This window comes from Deltaproteobacteria bacterium, from assembly GCA_016930875.1.
Lineage (GTDB): Bacteria > Desulfobacterota > Desulfobacteria > Desulfobacterales.
This window is the reverse complement of the sequence record JAFGFW010000057.1, coordinates 1-20,461: the sequence shown is the minus strand read 5'-3', so window position 1 is coordinate 20,461 and position 20,461 is coordinate 1. Positions and strand designations below refer to the sequence as shown.

The window sequence follows — 20,461 nt, the reverse complement described above, 5'->3', positions numbered from 1 at the left end:
GCATGGCCCGAAAATCAATAACAGTTGCCCTTGCCGGGAATCCTAACTCCGGCAAAAGCACTATCTTCAGCAATCTTACGGGTACCCGCCAGAAAATTGGAAACTGGCCCGGAGTCACTGTAGAGAAAAAAGAAGGTCATCTTACCAGCAAAGGTTACCATCTGACCATTGTGGACCTCCCTGGCACGTACAGCCTCACCGCATACTCCATTGAAGAGATCGTGGCTCGCAATTTTATCCTGGATGAAAAGCCTGACGTGGTAGTGGATATCATTGATGCCTCTAATCTGGAACGTAACCTATACCTGGCCACACAGCTTCGGGAACTCGATACCAAGGTCATGTTTGTGCTCAACATGGCTGATGTGGCCAATGGCCGCGGTGACAAGATAGACGGAGATAAGCTTTCAGAACTTCTCGACGTGCCCGTTGTGTTTACGGTTGGCAACAAAAACGAAGGAACACAGGGACTTATTAAAAGCATCATTGCAGTGGTGGAGTCTGACAGAGAGCTTCCCCTGACCCGCCGGGTCAAATACGGTAAGGATATTGAAAGAACGATCGGCGAGCTTTCGGAATTCATAAGAGATAACACGCGCGAAGAACTTCGGCATAATGTTCGCTGGATTGCAATAAAGCTCCTCGAGAACGATAAGATTGTGAGAAAGCGAATACTGGAGATCGATAGCCAGAACGGCGAAGCCATACTCAGGGAGGCAGAGCAAAAGCGCGGAAAGCTCAGGCAGTTCTTTGATGATGAACCTGAGATTGTCATGACGGACCACCGCTATGGGTTTATTGCCGGCATTATCAAAGAGGTGTTGAAGACCGTTTCCAAAAGCAGGGTGGATGTCTCTCGGCAAATAGACCAGGTTCTTACGAACCGCCTGCTGGGCATTCCCATATTTGTGTTTTTCATATGGGCCATGTTTCAGATTACCTTTTCCCTGGGCGCCTATCCCATGGACTGGATTGATGCGGGAGTGGGATGGACAGGCCAGCTCGCGGCCAAGCTATTGCCGGAGGGTATCCTCCACGATCTGATCGTTGATGGCATTATAGCCGGAGTGGGAAGTGTCATGATATTCTTGCCGAATATTCTCATTCTTTTTTTCTGCATAGCCCTTTTTGAAGATACGGGTTATATGGCCCGGGCTGCCTTCCTCATGGATAAAGTAATGCACCTGATAGGGCTTCACGGCAAATCCTTTATCCCCATGCTCATGGGGTTTGGCTGCAATGTTCCGGCTATCATGGCCACCCGGACCCTGGAAAGCGAAAAGGATCGCGTGCTGACGATTTTGATCAACCCTCTTATGTCCTGTTCTGCCAGGCTCCCAGTGTACATCCTGCTGGCCGGAACGTTTTTTGGAGCAAAGGCCGGTAATGCCATTTTTTCGATTTATGCCCTTGGTATCGTGCTGGCGATTGTTATTGGGCGTTTGTTCCGATCGACCTTGCTCAGGGGGAAGATTGCGCCCTTTGTTATGGAACTGCCGCCTTACAGGGCCCCTATGTTGAGATCTCTATTGATTCATATGTGGGATCGAAGCAAGATCTTTCTGAGGAAGATGGGAGGCGTGATACTGATCGGTTCGGTCGTTGTGTGGTTTTTGAGTGCTTTCCCGCAGGAAGTTCAGTTTTCAAGGGATTACGAAACGGAGATAGCAAGTGGCACGGCGCAATATGAGATTTCCATCTCCGAGGCAGAGGGTGGCTTGCGGGAAGAACTCGTCCGGAAAAGAGACAAGGCCGTTTCAGCCCTTGAGGCTGAGATGGCCAAAGAGAAAGTGGAAAGGTCTTACATGGGGCGCCTGGGAAAGATGTTTGCCCCGGTCCTTGCTCCAATCGGGATGGACTGGCGTGGCAGTGTAGCAGTCCTGACCGGCTTTGTGGCAAAAGAGATCGTAGTAAGTACCATGGGTGTTCTTTATGCCGTCGGGAGTGAAGAGGATGAAAGAAGCGAGGCTCTGAAGCTGGCCTTGAAAAGATCCGGCATGACCCCCCTTTCTGCATATGCCATGATGGCCTTTGTTCTGATTTATGTCCCATGCCTTGCCACAGTTGCCGTTATCAGGCGTGAAACCAATTCATGGAAGTGGACCCTCTTTAGCATCTTCTACAGCACTGGCCTGGCCTGGCTCGTAGCATTCATCATCTATCAGGGTGGTAGCCTCATTGGACTAGGTTAGTCGTCACGTCACCAGACATTCCCCATAGGATATCCTGGCGAAGATGATCATCTAAACTGAAACCGACAGATTCATCCGGGGCGGAAAAGCGGGACATCCTTAAATAAATCAACAACCAAACACAGCCAGCATTAATCGGATTATTTGATGAAGTTAACCTGACAACCAATGCACCAACCGCATCACATCAATGGCATTGATTTCAGCGGGGCTAAAGATACTGGAAAGAAGATCTGGATTGCCAAAGGTATTGTGAAAGGGCAAAAGGTTCGGCTCTGATTTTGTTGCAAGTCAAAGAAAGGGAGACACGGGCGTTACAGTGAACAGCCCCCCGAAGTATTGGAGACGCTGCGTCTGTGTCCGAATCATGGAACGTAGTTTTAAGGGAGTGGAGGAAGAAAAAGGGCAGTCTCCAGGCAAGGATCTAAATCGGACTTTTGAACGGGCATTAGGTTGGGTGATTTGTCAGGTGGGGATTAGTGTCCAAGGACCGGCTCTTTACATCTTCTGGTACACTGTTGGCAGGGCAATGAAAATGAATGCATCGACTGCATTCATATCTTCTCACCGTTGCACCGAACACTATGAGTGAGACAAAATAGATTGCCAGCAAACCTGGATGCAAGCACAACCAATATATAGGCATAACTATCCAGACTATCAACGAAATTGCCACGATAACCTGCTCAACAAGATCATAAGGCCCTGCCTTTTGTGTGAAACACTTAGGTATGCCTCGAAGAAACATACACTTCACAGTATTCTTGCTTTGAACATAATGAGGGCAATGAGTGCAGAATGATTTGAAGACGCCAACCGAGAGAATAAGTATCGATGCGATGATGTAGGCAATCATCCCCACCGTTGAGCTCTTAGAAATGGCTATACAGGCAGTGACAAAAGGAATAGCTATGAACAGATTCCAATAGACGAAATCCCCAAAACCATGGCTTGTTTTTAGCTGATCTGCAGACATATCCAATACTACCACCCTTCTTAGAAAAGGATCAACAACAGCTAGGCATGGCAAAAAACACCAAGGTGTGTGCCGGGTACTACGCCCCCACATAAACTCCCCGTCCAGTTCTCTTTATCTTCTTCAGACTGAACGCCCTGGAAACTATATTCCTGACCTTCTTGTCATCAAGCCCCGTCTTCTTCACTATTGTGGGGACGTCAGCGCCCTTCTTTGACCTCTTGATGATCTGGAGTACCTGGTCAGTAGCAGTGGGAGCTGTAGCTTTCATCTTCGCGGGAGCCTTCTTTGTTGCTTTAGGCTCGGCCTTGGCTTTCGGTTTCTTCGCAGTCACTTTTCTTGCGGGTTTAGCCTTGGCTTTAGCTTTCGGTTTCTTGGCAACTTGGGCCTTTTCGGGCTTGTCAACCGCCTTGACCAGACTCTCCGTTTTTTTTGTAAGTGCCTTCAGGCCTCTGGTCACCGCCTGCAGATCCTTCTTAAGCTTTGCCATGATTACTTTCCTCCGTGTGTGATTCTCTGGTCTATCAATAATTGATCCTCTCCTTCAATTCCTGACCACATTTGAAGAAGGGTAGTTTCTTCGGTAGCACGTGGGTGTGCACACCACTCTTGGGGTTTCTGCCTGTGTAGTCCTTGTAATCCTTGACATAGATGCTACAAAAACCCCTGATCTCGACCCTGTCGCCCCTTGCGAGAGCTCTGGACATTTCGTCGAAGAACAACCTGACGACTTCCGCAGCTTTTGCTTTTGTGAGGCCGGTTTCCTTCTTCAGTGCCTCTATGAGATCCGCCTTGTTCGTCGTGGTCCTCCCCAGAATGGACATTAAGCCAACTACATAAAGGGTGTTCAGCATGATGTCAAGGGATATCAACGCGTCACAAATGTTTTCCCTTGTAGACAAAACGATACAATTGTTCGTCTAACGGAATTCCAACATCATCGAATGAATCAAATGAAAGGACGCCATGGTCCTGCAGGGTATTTTGAAGGAGAGGGCGGTAATCAGGCTATTCCGCCCTTTGTTTGTGAGCCGAATTGAGTGATTCTGGGGAGGATCCGTCCATATTTCTTGGGAAGAGCATTTATAGGGACATCGTTTTTTTTGTGGGATTTCCCTCATAATGTATTGGATGTGTGCATGGATACTGCGGCTTTTTTCAAAATGCCTATCGTTCGGACCTTGGCGAGCAATACGCAGATGCCCTTGTCAAAGAGATGGATCTCACAGTCAGTGCCCTTTTTGTTGAGGCTCATCCTTTCCAGGCCATCTATTTTGGAGGTGGCACGCCAACAGCGCTGCCGGAAGAATGACTTGCCAAAGTGGTGTCCTCCGTAACAGCGCCTTGTCCTATTTCAAATGATTGTGAGATTACGCTTGAGGGGCGGATCCATATTTTTTTGCAGAAAAGATCGATGCTTCTTTGAACGCCGGCATCAATCGATTTTTTTTGGAGGATGATTACTGGGTGGGCTTTCAAGTTGACGTTTTGCGGGTGTTATTGTACAAAAAATAATGTGGTTTTAAAAACGTGTCATACCCTTTTCATTTCATCGTAACATGCTATAGCCGTCAGTCAGAGAGGAGTCGGACAATGAAGGTTGCGATTACATCAAAGGGCAAATCCATGGATTCTGAAATTGAGCCGCGGTTTTCACGCAGTCCCTTTTTCGTCATAGTGGATACCGAAACAGGAGGCGTAAAGGCCTTCGAGAATCCCGGGGCATCAGCCAAGGATGCTGCCTGTGTTGATGCAGTACAATCTCTGACCGGCAAAGGGGTTAAGACTGTGTTGACCGGCAACGTGGGGCACAACGCCTTTGTTACGCTGCAGGACGCAACGATACGAATCTACTTGGGGGCAACAGGGACGGTACGCAGCGCTGTCGAAGATTTTAAGAAGCGGAGACTATCGCGGGCAAAGGAACCTTCTGTGGGATTCAGGGAGGGACTCAAAAAGGGGGCTGCTATTAAGAAGGCTTGACGTAATAATTTGGGCCAAAATGATACAAATCGTTCTCACCATTTCTTTTCTCATGTTTGCCACTTCAGATAGCCCCCAGAAGCAAGATCATCCCAAACAACACTATCAACAATGATCCAAGGACGGATAAAGCCCGCTGGCCATAGATGCGGGCCTTATTCCTTCCGGAAAAACACTTTAGCACGCCCTCTTGTCCCACAATACTCAGAACACCTGCAAATGAAATAGTCATGCCCATTCCCAAAGCCATGAAAAAGGACAACATGAGGCCTATAGCCAAGAGGTCCTGGGAAAGGCTGAACAACATAATGATCACAACGCCCGGACAAGGCACGACGCCAACAGCAATGGCGATAGGCAAAATACCTTTGTGATCCAGCCAACTAATGGCCCTGTCCGCTTCTCCTTTCTGAAGATGGTTTTGCCGTAGGCTAAGCAAACTGCTGATCAATAGCGCCAGTCCAATCAAAACAACCAGGCTGAAACTAACTATCTTGAGCTTTTGAGAAACGGTCTCGAAGGATGACAGGTAAGATTTCTTAAAAATGAAATAGATGCCCAGGACAATGAACACTGCGGAAAAGGTATGAAGAAAGGAGATCAAATTGCCCAGAAGAATGCCTTTCCTGACTTGGCTTCTTCCCGATAGGAAGTAAGAAAAGGAGATTGTTTTCCCATGACCAGGACCTGCTGCGTGTATGACGCCATAAAGGAAAGCGAGGAGAATTAGCGGGATGAGGGCATTCTTGGATTTGGTCGTCTTTAGCTCTTTGGTTAATCGGGTCAATTCATTATTGAGTTTGTGCTGCCATAAAGCAACTTTCGTGAAGATCTCGGAGGCATGTGTGGGAAGATCAGCGCTCGTTTTCCGGGGTTCTTTTGAAACAAAAGGGTTGTCTCCAGCCGTGCTGGTCAATGGCGAAAAAAACAGGAAACAGCAAAAAACGGCCCAAAATACTCTATTCATCTTTGATCCTGAATTTAATGGTGAGCTCTTCAGGATAAATTTGTCCGAAATAATACGGCTCCTTGGTGTTCTTACCAATATTGTACTGATAGTCATACGATGAAGCGTTTTGAAAACTGACAGGGGTCTTTGTCAAAAAAAGGCTGGAATAAAAGCTCTTGTCATAAATGGATATTTTGACTTCCTTGAATGCACAAATGGCCTGAACATGGCACGGCACGAAAAAACGATAGGAAACCTTATCCTTCTCGATCTTTGCGGAGAAGCCCTTGACGAATTGCACTCTAAATGGCTTGCCGTTGATTTTGATGTAAGTGAAATACTGAAATTTTTTTAGATTAGAAAACGCCCCGTTTTTTACCTGCTCTATTTCGTCGGCCTCAAATTTTCCATTTATATTCTTGTCAAAATCGTGAACAAGCATACTGCTGAACATTTCATCAAAAATCCACCTCACCTCGAACCCCGCCAAACCTTTTTTATTGAACACGATCTCTATGGAATTGTCGACAAAAACATGGGGGTGGCTAAATACTGTGTCCGGCTGTGAAGCGAAAAAAAGGGTTGCCAAGATGCAGAGCCTGAATCTCAACTCTTTCCTCGGCGTCAAGAGCGAAAAAGCAAAAACATGACGTCCCCAAATAAGTAATTTCGAAACGTCGTTAATCATCAGTTCTTTTTGGTCAAAACCTCTACATTTACAGCCAGTCCGACGCGGGCCCTAAAATAGGAGCTGGCATCTGCCTGGTTTACGGATATTTCAAGCAGGTTTCGGCTTCCGAAGATGGCTAAAGGATCGCCCACCTTTACCGTGTCATAAGATTCTGAGACACCTTGGATTGTGGAACTTCCAAGGCCGATGACTACAGTTCCTGACTTCCTTTTTCCCGTGAAGATCTCAAACGTTTTCTGATCGATGTTGGTGATGAGATTTCCGAAATGATCGATTGAGATTATTTCTCCGGCCAGCAGTCTCCCATCGGAAGACAAGAAGGGAACAGGTATATCCAGCGTGTTGATGTCATCAAGCGTCAGTTTTTCTCCGAGGCTAGGCAAAGCTGCTCCTTTTGACAAGTGGGCAGCCACAGGGGCAATGATGTCCCTGCCGTGGAACGTATTGCTCACCGGCTTCAGGAAGTATGCCTGGGTGCTTACGGCATATATCTCATCCGCCTTTCCATCCTGAGTAACCAAGCTCAGTACGCCATTGTCGGGGGCAACAAAAACGTGCCCTTCCTTCTTGAGGCAGATGACCTTTCTCTTTCCGCCCACGCCGGGATCAACTACGATCACATGGATGGAGCCTTTTGGGAAATACCTGAATGCGCCTTTGATTATCAGGGCCGCTTGCAAGATATCGTGCCTGGTCAAGTTGTGGGAAATATCAACTAGCTGAACCCTGCTATTGATTGACAGGATGACCCCTTTGATCGCGCCAACGTATTCGTCTTTAAGGCCAAAATCTGTGAGCAAGGTTATGACCGGGATTGTCTGCTTCATTGTTCACATGGAAAACATGGTCTTCTTGACCACGTCGCCGACTTCGCCAGCCTACTCCGCCGAAGCGGCAACGGCTACGAAGGCCGGAAAGTAGCCTTGGCTACGAGCTCTCCGCCAGCCTGCGGGTCGAAGCCTATGGCGGAGAGCCCGAAGGCTACGGCCCGCAGGCGGACGGCTGAAAGAGTCATTGGCTTTGCCATAGTTGGTTCGGTATGCCGTCGAAATGCCTCTGGACGCGAATACTTATCCAAACAGCCCCTGTTGTACGGAAAGGCCGAAATGTCGGTAGGCTTGTTCAGTGACCTTGCGGCCGGCCGATGTGCGGGTGAGCAACCCCAACTTCAACAGATAGGGCTCCACCATATCCACCAGGGTGTCAGACTCCTCTTGCAGTGTAGCGGCAATGGCCTCGATGCCCACAGGGCCGCCTTTGTAAAAATCGATGATTGCTCTTAAGAGCTTTCTGTCGAGAATTGTCAACCCCTTTTCATCCACCCCTTCAAGCTCCAGGGCTTTGTGGACAGTATCTTTGTCGATGATGCCGGTGCCTCTGACCTGGGTGAAGTCTCTTACGCGTTTCAGGAGCCGATTAACGATCCTGGGGGTGCCTCGAGACCGGCGGGCGATCTCGTACGCCCCGTCAGTATCGATTTTGACATCCAGAATGGCTGCCGAACGTTTTGCGATCCGAACAAGATCGTCTTCACAGTAGAAATCAAGTGTCCTGAATATGCCGAAGCGTTCACGCAGTGGGGCAGAGAGTGACCCTGCCCGGGTGGTGGCGCCCACCAGAACAAAACGTTCCAGGCGGTACCGGTGACTTCTTGCATGAACGCCTTTGTCAAAGATAAAATCGACTGCAAAATCTTCCATGGCCGGATAGAGAAATTCTTCGACCACTCTCGGAAGGCGGTGCATCTCATCAACAAAGAGTACGTCCCCTTCTTCCAGATGGGTTAAAATGCCTAGCAGATCTCCACCCTTTTCCAGGGCTGGACCACTGGTCACCGTAATGTTTACTCCCATCTCCTCGGCAATGATATGGGCAAGGGTTGTCTTTCCCAGGCCAGGAGGGCCATGAAAGAGGATGTGATCCGGTGGCTCCTTCCGCTGAAGCGCAGCCTCAATGGCAATAGCAAGGGTCTCTATAACCTCTGCTTGACCTATATATTCCCCTAAGTTCTTGGGCCTGAGGCTCACAAATTCTGATGCTGCCTCTTGATGGTTGACCCTGTCACGGGACACGCCGCCAGTGTTCACATCAACTGCTAGACTTTTTCCGGAATCCTGGTCTCCCATCAAATGGCCTCACCGCGGTAGACCTCTTCAAAGAGCTCTTCGGCTGTGTTGATGTTGCTATTTCTTTTTAATGCAGCAGCGATCATCTCCTTGGCCTCCCTTGCCTTGTGCCCCAGTTGTTTTACCATGACGTCATGGACCCGTTCTTTGAAATCTTCCAATGGGACGGCTTCGGTGGGTTTCTCGGCCCCGCGGATTAGGGCGAACTTGGCCATTTTGCCTTCCAGGGTCGCCAGGATTTTTTGCGCTGTGCGATTCCCGATCCCTTTCAGTTTTTTTAGATACGCCGTATCCCTGGACTCTATAGCCCGGGCAAGGTCGCGAACGGAAACGGTGAGCGCTTGCATGGCCTTTATTGGCCCAATGTCTTCCACTGATATGAAATACCGGAAGAATTCCCTCTCCGCTTCAAGGTTAAAACCTATAAGGGTTGGCTTAGGTTGCCGTTCCGTCTGATGATAGTAGATGTGTAAAGCAAGTTCTTCACCGATCTTTTTGGAATCAATGGATTCTCTGACAATTGCGGGCAGGAGTATTTCGTAGCCGACCTGGTTGGTCAAAAGGAGTATGCGGTCCTTTTCTTTCTTTAGCAATTTTCCTTCGAGATAACCGATCATATCCTGCTCCTGTGGACCTGAACATGCCTGAAGAGACCGACGAGGGCAAGGGCCAGTGCGTCAGAGGCGTGGGACGGGGAAATAGCGCTTTGTCTTTTCAGAAAATGCCTGACCGCTCTTTCCATCTGCGCCTTGGTGGCCTTGCCGTTTCCGGTAAGGACGCGTTTTACTTCCCGCACAGGCAGTTCAATGCTCTGCACGCCACGCTGAGCGGCTGCCACGAGTATGACACCGCAGACCTTCCCAAGTGCGATACCCGATTTGGGGTATCGGTTAAGAGAAAAGACATCTTCAATGACAACGAGGTTGGGCTTTTCGGAATCCAGAATGGAGCAGAGTTCAGAAAAAATATGATTCAATCGGCTGGCCAAGACCTCGGTCTTGGAGGTTCGAATCGTGCCGAAGCAATACTCGCCTATTCGGGAGCCGGTTCCCTCCACGATCCCGAAACCGGTATCAGCCAAACCGGGATCTATGCCTATGACCTTGAGTGGAGGTTTCAAGGGTCATATTTTGTGTTTGTCTGTCATTGAAATCTCTTTAACTTCTCTTTGGCGATCTTTGCCTCATTGGAATCCGGATACTTGCGAATCAGTTCTTTCAGGATGAGCCTGGCGTTATCTTTATCCGCCAGATTCAAAAACGCGTATCCCTGCTTCAGCAGGGCGCTGCGAGTCTTGTTTCCCTTGGGGTAGGTCTCAATCACCTTCTGATATTCCAATATGGCCTTTTCATACCATTTCTCGCGATAGTAAATCTCTCCAATCCAAAACTGAGCATTGTCGGCGTTTTTGGATTTCGGGTACTGTTTCAAAAAGCTCTGAAACAGCTCGCGAGCAGCCTCGTACTCTCCTTTGTCAAACTCCTGTTTGGCCCCGGCGTAAATTTCATCTGGCGTTTTCGAGGCAGATGGTTTTCCCTGGTCTGTCCCAGTCTTCTCCGGCCCCGAAGAAACCAGCTTTTCCGAAGGTTCCATGGCCAAGTATTGTTCCAGTCGAACAATCCGATCAAGACCGGTTTGAAGAGATTTTTCCAGCTCCTTCCAGCGCTTCTCATGCTCGGTCATCGTGCCCAGCTTTTGCTGGGCGTCGTATTGGCTCTCTTCTAAATAACCGCGAAGGATTGCTATCTCATGTCTCAAGTCTTTTATCAGGGCATGGAGGTTGGCATACTTGCTCCGAATAGCCTCATCTGATTTTAGTTGTTCCTCGTGATAACGGGCAATCTCGGAGTGAATAGCCTCAACCTTTTTGTCTTGTTTCGAAACCCTTTGTTTCAGGGCTGTGAGGCGATTGTCGACGGTGATCAGATCGTCCTGCAGGGCACAGCCACTCACAACCAATGCAAAAGCCAGGAGTCCTAACCAACTTTTTACGGTTTTTTTTGTGCCCATAGTGATACTTTCGCGGATATCAGGCTGCGACCAATCCTGCTTGGCGGCTGTCTGTCAACAGTTTGACAAACAACCGCCTTAATGGTAAGCCCTTTCAAACATTCGGACTTTTTCCAGTCTGCCGGAGTGTCTCTGACGTGGCGGAGAGGACCACGGCAAAGGAGTCCTTGCGAGATCTTATTCTATGACAAACTGGTCCCGTCTGTTCTTGCCCCAAGCCCTCTCGTTGTGACTTGGATCGAGAGGTCTCTCTTCTCCATAACTGATTGTCATCAGCCGTATGGATCCAATTCCAAGATCGACCAGATAGCTCTTGGCGCTCTGAGCGCGTCGGTCCCCAAGGGCCATATTGTATTCGCTCGTTCCTCTTTCGTCGCAATGACCTTCGATGATCACCGAGACGTCCGGATGAGCCATCAGCCATTTTGCTTTATGTCTGAGGATTTCCTTTGATTCAGGAAGGAGCCTGGATTTGTCAAATTCAAAATAGATGTGCTTGTTTTGGAATTCCTCCAGTTCAGCACGCTCTCTGCGCGTTTTGGCCTCTTCGCGCAAACGCTCTTCCCTGATACGCTGTTCTTCTAAGGCCCTTCGCCTTGCCCGTTCGTCATCAGCCGTTATGCCTTCTGTTACGGGCTCCTCTTCGATTGTGACCACTCCAGGCTCGGATTCAATCTTCTTCTTGGCGCAGGAAGTTGCAAGCATGAGCCCAGGAACAATCAACACCAGTGCCAAACCTACCCAAAATTTCTTTGTCATACGGTTTACCTCCTTTCAAGCAGAAACAAGATCTAAACAATATCCCCCAATATGCTGTATTGGTTTTGTAATTATTTGAAAATCTGAAAAAAGTCAATGACCAACTTACACAAATTTTCGGTCCCTTCTTCAATAGCCGGAAAGGCGTGGTGACCAACTGGGGTCTGTTTGCTCTCCCTGAAGCGTCAGCAGACGACGCTGGTTTGAACCATTGGCATTCATTACGTAGATCCTGGACGCTCCTTCTCTGGTCGAACAGAAGGCAATGAGACTGCCATCCGGCGACCAGGTTGGCGATTCATTGTTGCCGGCGTCTCGGGTCAGTTGAATGGGCTCTCCCCCGTCTGGGGAAACAATATAGATGTTTGTCCCATTATCTCGAACCAATCCTGTATAGACTATATAGTTGCCCCGCGGAGACCATTCTGGGGCCGTATTGTAATTGCCTTCAAATGTGAGCCTCCGGACTTCCCCGTCTTCCATGTCCTTAATATATATCTGAGGTGATCCTGACCGGTTGGAGACAAAAGCAAGCGCCTTGCCGTCTGGTGACCAGGCGGGGGAAACATCAATGCCCCAATGGTGGGTTAACCTTTTGATAATCTTTCCTTTGCCTGTCAGCAGATAAAGCGATGGATTCCCTTCGTGGGAAAGGGATGCCGCCAGGGAAAACTCCCCCGGAACCCATGACGGCGTGATATTTGAACCCTTAAAAGAGGTAACCGTGCCCCGTCGTTCTTTTATGTTTTTGATATACAGATCCGGTTTGCCTCGCCCGTAGTCTGTATAGGCAAGCCATCTACCATCCGAGGACCAGGCAGGAAAAAGCGTTATGGCCCCGGTATCTGTAAACTGCTTCGGGTTGTATCCGTCAAAATCGGCAACGAAGATCTCCTTGTGCCCTGCTGCTGTCGATACAAATGCGATCTGTGTGTTGAAAATTCCCTCATGGCCGGTGAGACGGCGAATCAGGTCGTTTGAAAAACGACGGATCATGCGTCGGTGATCCTTCAGGTGGCCCGTATACCGCTTGCCGATTATGAGACGGCCTCCAAAGGTGTCGAAGAGGCGAAGCTCCACCTTAAGGATGTCTTCTTGATATTCGAATCCACCCTTGATCAGGAGTTCAGCGCCCACATCTGTCCAGTTCTTGAAATTGATTGTGTGCTCCATAAGGGTGGATTGTTGAGGATCTTCCAGGAAACTCCCTCTGTCCAAAATCTTAAAGAAGCCTGTAAAATCTATGGTTTCTGCAAGGAGGTTCGCAAAGGTCTCAGCGAACTCATTATGTTTGTTCCCGGGGCCCACCTCTTTGAAAAACGGCACGGCAGTGGGAATCTTGCGAAGATAAGGGGCGGTGATGTCGATATAGACACGTGCCTGACAAGGGACGCTTGAGCAGATCAGCAGCAGCGCTACGGCAAGATGTATGACCACGTGGCTAACCCTTTGCATGATGCGATTAAGGCCTCCTTTGCAACTCAGAAGGATTGAACCTAATGCCCACCTCGTAGTACGGGCCGAGAAACCCATCAGGGAGCGCCGGCAAAGGATTCGACTTTTTTACTGCCTTCAGAACAGAATCATCAAAATAGCTGTTGCCTGACCTGCTTTCGAACCAGATATCCCGTATCTCGCCGTCCCTCATGATCTTCACAATTATAATGCCTTCCAGATTTGTGCGGCCTCGAGCCATCTCTTCAGAAAAGGCCCAGTTTTTCTGGATCAGATGCCATATTTCTGCATTGTAAATGTCGAGAAGCTCCAGGTTCTTTCTGCCGATGTCATCTCTGGCAGGACCATGACCGGTTGTCACGGTTCCTGTCGTGCCCTCATCCTTCTTCTTTAACTCATCAATGGCCTGAAGCACCGCACTGGGTCTTGACTCCGGGGCTTGTTTCTCGATTTTCGCGATCGCCTTTGTAATGACCTTTGATACATTGTAGGTCTTTTTTTTCAGCGATCGCTTGACCCGTAATGGTTTTGAGGCCAATGACACGGCCTCCCCGGGTCGAGGCGTGTCAAATTCCACTGTATTTCTGAGCTGAACAGGTTCGGGCTTTTTCGCAAGTTCCACCGATGAGACCTTTTCAGACGGCTTTACCGGTCTTGTCTTAACCTGCGGGGGCACTTGCGATTGACTCAGGGGCGGTTTCACAAGTCGTGTGGCCGCAGGCAGACTCACAAGATCAACCTCAACGGCAGATGGTATACTGGGGGCAGTATATCGTAATTCTGGCAAAAACATCACCCCCGAGAAGAACAGGACGTGGCAAAGAACGGAAAGGGCTATCATGCCCGTCCATGCTCGGTCAGTGTAAGCGCCTTGGCCTAGAGCTTCAAGATGGGTAACCATGAGCTCAACCCGCTTTGCTCACGATCCTGGGTGGCAAAAGCTGCGGTCCGGAGAACTATGGAGAGAGGATTCGGATAGTGGCTCATTCGCAAAACTCATCTCCTCTTGGCCGTCTCTTTCAAGGGTTCCGTAACCATTCCGAGTCGTTCCACGCCAGCGTTCTTTACTTCAGAGATCACGCGCACCACAACGCCGTAAGGAACGCTTTTGTCTGCCCGCAGGTAAACTTTCTGGTCCGGACGACCCTCCAGGATCTTTTTTATTTTTTCTTGAAGGGCTTCCAGCGCCACCTTGTAGTCATTGATGTAGATTTGCTGGCTGCGGTCCACGGTTACGGTCAGATGGTCCTTTTCTGCCGTCAGGGGTTTGGGGGTCGTCTGGGGCAATGATACATTTACCCCTTGCATCATCATGGGGGCAGTCACCATGAAAATAATGAGGAGGACCAACATAACATCCACCAAGGGTGTTACGTTGATATCCGACATGAAAGGGCTGTTGCTGTTTCCCATAGCCATAGCCCTAATTCCCCTTTCGTATTATCAATTCTCGTTCGATCAAGTTCAAGAAATCGGCCGAAAAATTGTGCATTTCCGATTCCAGGACGCGAATCTTATTGGCAAAATAGTTGTAGGCGACTACCGCCGGTATCGCAGCAGCCAGTCCGGCAGCCGTGGCGATCAGCGCCTCAGAGATACCTGGCGCCACAACGGCCAAGCTGGCAGAGCCCTTGAGGCCGATGCCTCGAAAGGCATTCATGATCCCCCATACTGTGCCGAAAAGCCCAATAAAAGGAGTTGTATTTCCCGTTGTTGCCAGAAAAGGGACGGCCTTGTTCAATTCGGTGAGTTCCACGTTCAAGGCTCGCCGAAGCGCCCGCTTTATGTTGTCAAGAGCCGCCATGTCTTGATTTGACTTCAATTCCCCCCCTTTTTCAGTATTTGTTGAGGCCGGCTGCGGGCTTTTCACCTTTCTGAGCTCAACGTACGCAACACGAAATATCCGCGCCAGAGGGCTGTGCCGGAGTTTCTTTGAGGCTGCAAATGCCTCCGATAGGCTGCGTCTGTTCCAAAACAGGTCGAGAAAATAGGCTGATTCTTTTCTTGCCTTTTTTATGAAGCGGTGTTTGTAGAATATAATGGCCCATGAGGTAATGGAGAAGAACACTAGAAGCAACAGAACAAAACGGACCATTGGGCCGGATTGGAGGACCAACTGGATAATGTCACTGTACGTCGTGATGGGCATAGTAAATATTCAGTAAATCAAAGTTTTATTAAAGGTGGAAGCTGAGCTTTTCAAAACCTCAAAAATATATACACATGCAACCGTCGGGCCAAAATAGTGGAAAAGCTTAATTGAGGGTGGAAGTTACATAAGGTTTTTGCCGGTGTCAAGTTGATTTCCGGTTGCGTTCGTTGCGCCTTTTGTATAGATATGTAATTATTCAGAGTCTATCTCCGTGCTTCAAGATTTAAGGCGCAAGGCATAAGACGCAAGGCACAAGGTAGTCGATTGCGTTTTGACTTGTCTTGTGCCGTGCGCCTTGGGCCAAGATCTTTGGCCCTCCGGCGTATGAAAATGCCTGCAGAGTGTAGGAATATGTGGTACTAGGAGACTTGTTATATTGTGAAGGCAATAGCTAATCTGCTCTTTGAAGCGCGGATCTTAAAGGAGATCCCGCGATCCGGTTTCCACTTCCTGGGCTCTGGTCGCGAATCAGTGGCTGAGCACAGCTTTCTTTCCGCGTTTGTTGGATATGTTCTGGCCCAGATGCATCCTGACGTGGATCAACTTAAGTTGCTCCAAATGTGCTTGTTACACGACCTTGGCGAAGCCCGGATTGGCGACCTCAACTACGTTCAAAAGAAATATGTTGTGGCTGACGAAAACAGAGCCATGGCAGACCTTACAAAGAATATCCCCTTTGGCCCTGCCATGGGCGGCCTTTTTGAGGAGTTTAATGCCTGCGAGACCGTGGAAGCACAGCTTGCCCACGATGCTGACCAACTGGCCCTCATCTTGGAACTAAAGACCCTTTGCGATTCTGGCTGCAATGGACCAGAGGCTTGGCTGCCTCACGTCGTAGCTCGACTCCGAACCGAGGTCGGCCAGAACCTGGCAAAACAGGTATTGAAAACCGCTTCAGATGCGTGGTGGTTTGAAGAAAAAGAGACCTGATGACCTTTGAATCCATTATAGGCCAGGAGCGCGCCATCCGCCTCCTGACCCGGATACTTGAGAACAATCGCCTGGCCCATGCCTTGCTCTTTACGGGTGTTGACGGCATTGGTAGACAAACAACTGCTATGGCCATGGCCATGGTCTTGAACTGCCTGAAGCCTGTGGGAACGTCGGCATGCGGGGTGTGTCGATCCTGCAAGAAGGTGATTTCGGGCAATCACCCGGACGTCATCATTGTCAAGCCCAGCGGGACGTTTATCAAAATCGACCAGGTGCGGTCTTTGCGCAAAGTCTTAAGGTTTGCCCCCCTTGAGGGGGGGCGGCGTGTAATCATAATCAATGACGCGCATGCCATGAACCTTGAAGCGTCCAACGCCATGCTGAAGATCTTGGAAGAACCGCCCAATGACACATACATAATCATCACTGCCTCCCGGACCATGGACTTGTTGCCAACGATTGTCTCCAGGTGCCAGCAGATACCTTTTAGACCAGTTGCAGTTGCAGACATCGCAGCGGCGCTTGGCACCAGGAGTGGGCTTGATGCAGACGCAGCCACGGCCGTTGCCGTATTGGCCAAAGGAAGCCTGGGGAGAGCCCTGTCTGCGGATGCAGAGAAATGGATGGACTGGCGGAAGGACCTTCTTGAGCGTGTTGAGTTGGTTTCATCGGAGTCGACCCATGCGCTTTTTGTCTTTGCCGATACGCTGGCACGTGATAAAGACAGATTGCAAGACGCACTGGATGTGATTAATATTTGGTTTAGAGACATACTGATATGTAGGTTCCACCCTGAGAAGATTCTAAACAGGGACTGTATGGAAGAGATACAGCGCAAATCAGAACAGCTTTCAGTCCATGATATCTTGGAAATTATCATGGCTGTATCCGCCGCACAAAGGGCCATCGTGAAGAATGCCAATCGCCGTCTTGCCTTAGAGGTAATGATGATGCGTATGAGTTCAGCTTTCAGAAAAAGCCTACATCCCCAGGGTGATTGAGAACTTACGATTGAAAATGGTAACAAAGTGCAATAATGAGCAAATTTGTCGGTATAAGATTCAGACCCCAAGGCAAGGTCTATGATTTTGATGTGGGTCACTTTGTCCTTTCCCCTGGAAGTCACGTGATCTTGGAAACCGAGCGCGGTCTGGCCCTCGGGACGGTTGTGACTGTTTCCAAGACTGTTGAAAAGGGGCAGAACAGACCCCCGCTGAAAAAAGTCTATCGGCTGGCAAATGACGGGGATCTTGAACAGCATAGGAGGAATTTAGAACGGGAAAAAGCCGGCCATGCATATTGTCTGGAGTGTATCAAGAAATTGGGACTTCAAATGAACCTTGTATCGGTTGAGAGTCTGTTTGACGGGACAAAACTGACTTTTTTTTACACAGCCGACGGCCGCGTCGATTTTCGAGAGCTGGTCAAGATGCTCGTTAAGGCATATAGGGTGCGTATTGAGATGCGCCAGATCGGGGTCCGTAATAGGGCAAAGATGTGCGGGGGAATTGGACGTTGCGGCCAAGAACTGTGCTGTTGTACCTTCATTAGTAATTTCCAGCCGGTGTCTGTTCGAATGGCGAAGGAACAGGGGCTGTCACTGAATCCCAGCAAGATTTCCGGACTGTGCGGCCGACTTATGTGCTGTTTGGCATTTGAACATGGGACCTATTGCGATCTTAAGGGGAAGTTCCCAAGTTGGGGAAAGGTCGTGCAGACCAAGACGGGCCAGGGAAGAGTTGTTCGTCAGAACATACTGAAAGAGTCGGTTACCGTTCAGCTTGAGGACGGGAAGGAATTGGATGTAAGCTTGGAGGAGATTATCGAGAAGACAGATGTGTCCCCATAGGAAAAACAGGGACTTCACGACTCATTGTTGAGAGGAAAACCATATGCCCCAGCCGTTTTATGTGACAACGCCCATCTATTACGTTAATGCCAGACCTCACCTGGGTCATGCTTATACGACCATTGTGGCTGATCTGGTTAATCGATTCCATTGCATGTGCGGCCAGGAAACCTACTTTTTGACAGGAACCGACGAACATGGCGACAAAGTGGTTCGAGCAGCCAGAGAGGAGGGGATGAGCCCGCTCGCCTATGTGGATCAGATCAGCGATCTTTTTAGAACCTTGTGGCCTGAGCTCGACATAGAATATGACTATTTCATACGCACTACGGAGTCTGCTCATGTAAATATTGTTAAGGAAGTCCTGCAAAAGATCTATGATTCAGGCGATATTTACTTCAGCGAATACGAAGGGGCATACTGTTTTGGATGTGAGCGGTTTTATACTGAACGGGAACTGGTAGGTGGCAGATGTCCTGACCACAAGACGATCCCTGAGGTAATCAAGGAATCCAACTATTTTTTTAGAATGAGCCGATACCAGGACTGGCTCGTGGATCACATTAACAAGAACCCGGATTTCATCAGCCCCGAACGTTACAGAAACGAAGCGCTCGCCTTTTTGCGTGAACCCCTTGATGATTTGTGCATATCCCGACCCAAGAGCAGGCTTCAATGGGGTATTACCCTTCCTTTTGATGATCAATATGTGACTTATGTCTGGTTCGATGCCCTTCTAAACTATGTCTCCGCCCTGACATATCCTGATGGTGAGCGTTTCAAGAGGTTTTGGCCTACGGTTCACCACCTTGTCGCCAAGGATATCCTTAAACCTCACGGCATATACTGGCCCATCATGCTAAAGGCCGCAGGCATTCCTCTGTATCGCGGACTTCATGTTCACGGTTACTGGAATGTCGATGAGAGCAAGATGTCCAAAAGCCTTGGCAACGTGGTGGATCCACTTGAGCTCAAAAACGTGTATGGTGCAGACGCCTTTCGGTATTTCCTCCTGCGAGAGATGGTTTTTGGTCTTGATTCCAGTTTCACCGAGAAGGCCTTCGTTCAGCGCATCAATTCTGATTTGGCCAATGACCTGGGGAATCTCTTTAGCCGCAGTATAACCATGGTACACAAATACTTCAAAGGTGTTGTGCCAAGAGGTGATGAAGCCCAGGAAAGCAGTCTGGATCTGGATGTGAAGTCCGATGCCCTTAAGACAATTCAGGGCTATAAGAAAGCAATGGAAGACTTCGCCTTCCACAAGGCTCTCATGGCCATTTGGGAGTTCATAAACCGGATTAACAAGTACATAGACGTGACTGCCCCGTGGGAGCTTGCCAAGAAAAAGTCACAGCACAAACTGCTGGGGCTCGTGCTTTACAATGTTCTGGAAGGTCTTCGTGTCATTGCGGGGCTTCTCTATCCGGTCATGCCAAGGGCTTCCCGGGTCATGCAAAAACACCTGGGCATGACATCCGCAGGCATCTGTCAAACATTAGAGGACCTCAGCGTTTGGGGGAATATGCAACCTGGGACAAAGCTTCCAAAAACGGTCACTCTTTTTCCGAGGGTCGAATTGGATAAACCGGAAGCAAAGGGCGGGGAAATAGCCCCTGCAAAGGAGACGCCGAATTCATCGAAACCAGAGATTTCTGTGCAAACCTTCCAGCAAATAGATCTTCGGGTTGCTACAGTGCTTCATGCCGAACCTGTGCCAAGGTCAAGAAACCTATTGAAACTCAAAGTCGATGTCGGAGAAGAACGGACAGTCGTGGCAGGAATAGCAAAAAGTTACCACCCGGAGGATTTGATAGGAAAACAGATCGTAATTGTGGCCAATCTTAAGCCCGTAAAGCTCATGGGTGTCCTCTCCCAGGGTATGGTCCTGACGGCTGCAGACAAAGGCGCCTGCAAACTGGTCACCCTTGACGGCCCTTCTGAGCCGGGCAGTCCGCTCATGTAGCAGACCTTGGTCTAATTCAGAATAGACTCCCGCGTCCTTTGGGCGTGGTCACAGTCAAACAGCTCTGGCTTGACGAATTCCACGGACTGTTGGAGTGATGGAGTACTGGTGTATTGACCTTTGGCTCTGAGACCGGAGGGGGGGGCTGTGTTTGGTTTTTCCATCACTCCTTTACTCCACTACTCCACAAAACGCCTGAGCGATACCGCGTCTTCTGGGCGTGGCTGCTTATGCCGCATTGATCACTTCCCCTCGCTATGAGGCTGGGGGGTGCGTTACGCCAGCGCTTCGCGTGGCGAAGGGCAATTTCCTGTCAAAGGATGAAATGCACTAAGGGCTCGCTCAAAAATAACTTCACATTTTGATGCGCCGATCCATCCCGCCTGGCTGCGTTGCTCGTCGGTTAAATAGCTTGCTATT

General features: G+C 49.2%; 21 protein-coding genes. 7 read left to right on the top strand and 14 right to left on the bottom strand.

Translation table 11 applies throughout. The annotated features are described in order from the left end of the window. Positions 1-2 precede the first annotated feature (2 nt). On the top strand, positions 3-2,192 hold the full coding sequence (gene feoB, locus JW883_06115; GenBank protein MBN1841842.1) for a ferrous iron transport protein B: 2,190 nt from the start codon (positions 3-5) through the stop codon (positions 2,190-2,192). 1,055 nt (positions 2,193-3,247) lie between these two features. Here feoB and JW883_06110 read toward each other — a convergent pair. Then, a complete protein-coding gene (locus JW883_06110; GenBank protein ID MBN1841841.1) occupies positions 3,248-3,658 on the bottom strand; it encodes a hypothetical protein in 411 nt (136 codons plus the stop codon). A 34-nt stretch (positions 3,659-3,692) separates the two neighbouring features. Beyond that, complete coding sequence (locus JW883_06105; protein ID MBN1841840.1) at positions 3,693-3,992, bottom strand: integration host factor subunit beta; 300 nt, start codon at positions 3,990-3,992, stop codon at positions 3,693-3,695. 311 nt (positions 3,993-4,303) lie between these two features. Between JW883_06105 and JW883_06100 the strand changes: the two genes are divergently transcribed. Then, a complete protein-coding gene (locus tag JW883_06100) occupies positions 4,304-4,480 on the top strand; it encodes a hypothetical protein (GenBank protein ID MBN1841839.1) in 177 nt (58 codons plus the stop codon). Between the two features lie 281 nt (positions 4,481-4,761). Beyond that, the gene (locus JW883_06095; GenBank protein MBN1841838.1) at positions 4,762-5,151 is read left to right on the top strand and encodes a NifB/NifX family molybdenum-iron cluster-binding protein; all 390 of its coding nucleotides are present in this window, start codon (positions 4,762-4,764) and stop codon (positions 5,149-5,151) included. A 64-nt stretch (positions 5,152-5,215) separates the two neighbouring features. Here the strand turns inward: JW883_06095 and JW883_06090 are convergent, their stop codons facing one another. The 12 genes from JW883_06090 to tolQ form a co-directional block, all read right to left on the bottom strand. Then, a complete protein-coding gene (locus JW883_06090; protein ID MBN1841837.1) occupies positions 5,216-6,118 on the bottom strand; it encodes a hypothetical protein in 903 nt (300 codons plus the stop codon). Continuing rightward, on the bottom strand, positions 6,111-6,788 hold the full coding sequence (locus tag JW883_06085) for a DUF1007 family protein (GenBank protein ID MBN1841836.1): 678 nt from the start codon (positions 6,786-6,788) through the stop codon (positions 6,111-6,113). The genes JW883_06090 and JW883_06085 overlap by 8 nt, the downstream gene beginning before the upstream one ends. Further along, positions 6,788-7,618, bottom strand: a complete 831-nt coding sequence (locus tag JW883_06080) for an SAM-dependent chlorinase/fluorinase (GenBank protein MBN1841835.1) — start codon at positions 7,616-7,618, stop codon at positions 6,788-6,790. The genes JW883_06085 and JW883_06080 overlap by 1 nt, the downstream gene beginning before the upstream one ends. Before the next feature lie 243 nt (positions 7,619-7,861). Then, positions 7,862-8,917 (bottom strand): Holliday junction branch migration DNA helicase RuvB, encoded by a 1,056-nt coding sequence (gene ruvB / locus JW883_06075; protein MBN1841834.1) that lies wholly within the window; start codon positions 8,915-8,917, stop codon positions 7,862-7,864. Next, the gene (locus JW883_06070; GenBank protein MBN1841833.1) at positions 8,917-9,534 is read right to left on the bottom strand and encodes a Holliday junction DNA helicase RuvA; all 618 of its coding nucleotides are present in this window, start codon (positions 9,532-9,534) and stop codon (positions 8,917-8,919) included. The genes ruvB and JW883_06070 overlap by 1 nt, the downstream gene beginning before the upstream one ends. Further along, on the bottom strand, positions 9,531-10,037 hold the full coding sequence (locus tag JW883_06065; GenBank protein ID MBN1841832.1) for a crossover junction endodeoxyribonuclease RuvC: 507 nt from the start codon (positions 10,035-10,037) through the stop codon (positions 9,531-9,533). Before JW883_06065 ends, JW883_06070 begins: the two co-directional genes overlap by 4 nt. Before the next feature lie 23 nt (positions 10,038-10,060). Continuing rightward, a complete protein-coding gene (ybgF, locus tag JW883_06060; protein MBN1841831.1) occupies positions 10,061-10,927 on the bottom strand; it encodes a tol-pal system protein YbgF in 867 nt (288 codons plus the stop codon). Between the two features lie 177 nt (positions 10,928-11,104). After that, positions 11,105-11,686: a peptidoglycan-associated lipoprotein Pal gene (gene pal / locus JW883_06055; GenBank protein ID MBN1841830.1), complete on the bottom strand. Its 582-nt coding sequence runs from the start codon at positions 11,684-11,686 to the stop codon at positions 11,105-11,107. 129 nt (positions 11,687-11,815) lie between these two features. Then, on the bottom strand, positions 11,816-13,141 hold the full coding sequence (tolB, locus tag JW883_06050; protein MBN1841829.1) for a Tol-Pal system beta propeller repeat protein TolB: 1,326 nt from the start codon (positions 13,139-13,141) through the stop codon (positions 11,816-11,818). Between the two features lie 7 nt (positions 13,142-13,148). Continuing rightward, positions 13,149-14,042, bottom strand: a complete 894-nt coding sequence (locus JW883_06045; protein MBN1841828.1) for a TonB family protein — start codon at positions 14,040-14,042, stop codon at positions 13,149-13,151. A 95-nt stretch (positions 14,043-14,137) separates the two neighbouring features. After that, complete coding sequence (tolR, locus tag JW883_06040) at positions 14,138-14,560, bottom strand: protein TolR (GenBank protein ID MBN1841827.1); 423 nt, start codon at positions 14,558-14,560, stop codon at positions 14,138-14,140. 4 nt (positions 14,561-14,564) lie between these two features. Next, the gene (gene tolQ / locus JW883_06035) at positions 14,565-15,290 is read right to left on the bottom strand and encodes a protein TolQ (GenBank protein MBN1841826.1); all 726 of its coding nucleotides are present in this window, start codon (positions 15,288-15,290) and stop codon (positions 14,565-14,567) included. A 381-nt stretch (positions 15,291-15,671) separates the two neighbouring features. Between tolQ and JW883_06030 the strand changes: the two genes are divergently transcribed. From JW883_06030 to metG, 4 genes are read left to right on the top strand one after another with little or no spacing between them, the layout of a single operon-like run. Continuing rightward, positions 15,672-16,223 carry an HD domain-containing protein gene (locus JW883_06030; protein ID MBN1841825.1) on the top strand — a complete coding sequence of 184 codons (552 nt, stop codon included), beginning with the start codon at positions 15,672-15,674 and terminating at the stop codon, positions 16,221-16,223. Continuing rightward, complete coding sequence (holB, locus tag JW883_06025; GenBank protein ID MBN1841824.1) at positions 16,223-17,227, top strand: DNA polymerase III subunit delta'; 1,005 nt, start codon at positions 16,223-16,225, stop codon at positions 17,225-17,227. Before JW883_06030 ends, holB begins: the two co-directional genes overlap by 1 nt. Positions 17,228-17,262: 35 nt before the next feature. After that, positions 17,263-18,075, top strand: a complete 813-nt coding sequence (locus JW883_06020; GenBank protein ID MBN1841823.1) for a stage 0 sporulation family protein — start codon at positions 17,263-17,265, stop codon at positions 18,073-18,075. Positions 18,076-18,118: 43 nt separating this feature from the next. Then, the gene (gene metG, locus JW883_06015; GenBank protein ID MBN1841822.1) at positions 18,119-20,041 is read left to right on the top strand and encodes a methionine--tRNA ligase; all 1,923 of its coding nucleotides are present in this window, start codon (positions 18,119-18,121) and stop codon (positions 20,039-20,041) included. Positions 20,042-20,461: the final 420 nt, after the last annotated feature.